Source organism: Burkholderia sp. HMSC10F09 (genome assembly GCF_001806955.1).
GTDB classification, from domain to species: domain Bacteria; phylum Pseudomonadota; class Gammaproteobacteria; order Burkholderiales; family Burkholderiaceae; genus Burkholderia; species Burkholderia multivorans.
Genome location: NZ_KV786635.1, coordinates 1 through 1,828, shown reverse-complemented (window position 1 = coordinate 1,828; position 1,828 = coordinate 1). Strand labels below are relative to the sequence as shown.

At 67.5% G+C, this 1,828-nt stretch carries 2 protein-coding genes; both read left to right on the top strand.

Features of this window, described 5'->3' with window-relative positions; translation table 11 throughout:
* Positions 1–682: aldehyde dehydrogenase family protein (locus HMPREF3115_RS32310; RefSeq protein WP_256276110.1), on the top strand; the 682-nt coding region annotated here is incomplete at its 5' end.
* An 85-nt stretch (positions 683–767) separates the two neighbouring features.
* Entirely contained in the window at positions 768–1,733 is a 966-nt protein-coding gene (locus HMPREF3115_RS09300; RefSeq protein WP_070554205.1) for a PDR/VanB family oxidoreductase, read from the top strand.
* Positions 1,734–1,828: the final 95 nt, after the last annotated feature.

Sequence of the window (1,828 nt, the reverse complement as noted above, 5' to 3'; positions counted from 1 at the left end):
CGCGCCGTTCATCGTGTTCGACGATGCCGACCTCGACCGCGCGGTCGAAGGCGCGCTGCTGTCGAAGTACCGCAACGCGGGCCAGACCTGCGTGTGCGCGAACCGCTTCTTCGTGCACGACGCCGTGTACGACGAATTCTGCCGCCGCTTCGCGGAGCGCGTCGCGGCGTTCCATGTCGGCGACGGTTTCGACGCCGGCGTCAACATCGGCCCGCTGATCAACGAAGCCGCCCGCGACAAGGTCGACGGCCTCGTGCGCGATGCGGTCGCGCAGGGTGCGCGCGTGCTGGTGGGCGGCGCACCGCACGCGCGCGGCGGCAACTTCTACGCGCCCACCGTGCTTGCGGACGCGAAGCCCGGGATGGCCGTGCTGAGCGAGGAAATCTTCGGACCTGTCGCGCCGATCGTGCGCTTCACGAGCGACGACGAAGTCGTGCGTCTCGCGAACGACTCGATCTACGGCCTCGCCGCGTACTTCTACAGCCGCGACATCGGCCGCGTGTGGCGCGTGGCCGAGCAGCTCGAATACGGGATCGTCGGCATCAACAGCGGGTTGATTTCGAACGAAGTGGCGCCGTTCGGCGGCGTCAAGCAATCGGGCATCGGACGCGAAGGCTCCAAGTACGGGATCGAGGATTTCCTGTCGATCAAATACCTGTGCATGGGCGGCGTGAGCGCCTGATCTCCGTGACGGGCGCGCGCTTCGGTCGCGCGCCTTTTTCTGCTGTACCGAATCCCTGCTTTACCCGCCGGCAAAGGAATGCCTGATGAACGCCCGTGAATCGATCTTCGTCGACGTCGTCGCCGTCGAAACCCTGACCCCGCTGATCAAGCGCTTCACGCTCGCGCTGCCCGACGGCGCGCCGTTGCCGCCGTTCAGCGGCGGCGCCCACGTGCTCGTGTCGATGCAAAACGGCGAGCGGTGGCACCACAACGCGTACTCGCTGCTGAGCTCGCCGCACGACACGCGCCAATACCAGATCGCGGTGCGTCGCGAGGAAGCGTCGCGCGGCGGTTCGGCGTTCATGCACGAGCATGTCGCGGCCGGCACGCGGCTCGCGATCGGCTCGCCCGCGAACCTGTTCGAACTCGCGCGCAACGCACGCCGCCATGTGTTCATCGCCGGCGGCATCGGCATCACGCCATTCCTTGCGCAACTCGCCGAGCATGCGCCCGGCGGCGATGTCGAGCTCGAACTGCACTACGCGTACCGCAGCCCCGAACACGGTGCGTTCGTCGACGAGCTGAAGGCCGGCCCGCATGCGGCGAACGTACATACCTACGTCGACAGCCTCGGCCAGCGCCTCGATCTGATGCGTCTGTTCAAGACGCTGCCCGCCGACGCGCACGTCTACGTGTGCGGACCGCAAGGCCTGAACGACGCCGTCTATGCGAATGCCGCGCTGCTCGGCTGGCCGAAGTCGCAGCTCCATGCCGAACAGTTCGCCGCGACCGATACGGCCGGCCAGGCCTTCACCGTCGTGCTCGCGCGCTCGGGCATCGAGCTCGAGGTGCCCGAGGACACGACGATCCTGCAGGCGATCGAGCGCGCCGGCGTAACGATCGACTCGCTGTGCGGCGAAGGCGTGTGCGGTACCTGCGAGGTCGCGATCCTCGAAGGCGAGGCCGATCACCGCGACCAGTATCTCGACGACGACGAAAAGGCCGCGCAGAAGACGATCCTGCTGTGCGTCTCGCGTGCGCGCACGCCGCGCCTCGTGATCGACCTGTAAATTTTCCCGCGCGCCGTATCCGGTAAACTACGCCGGATTCAGGAACCCCGGCGCGCCGTTCCTTTTCGACGCGGCGGCATCGCCCGCGGCCCGCC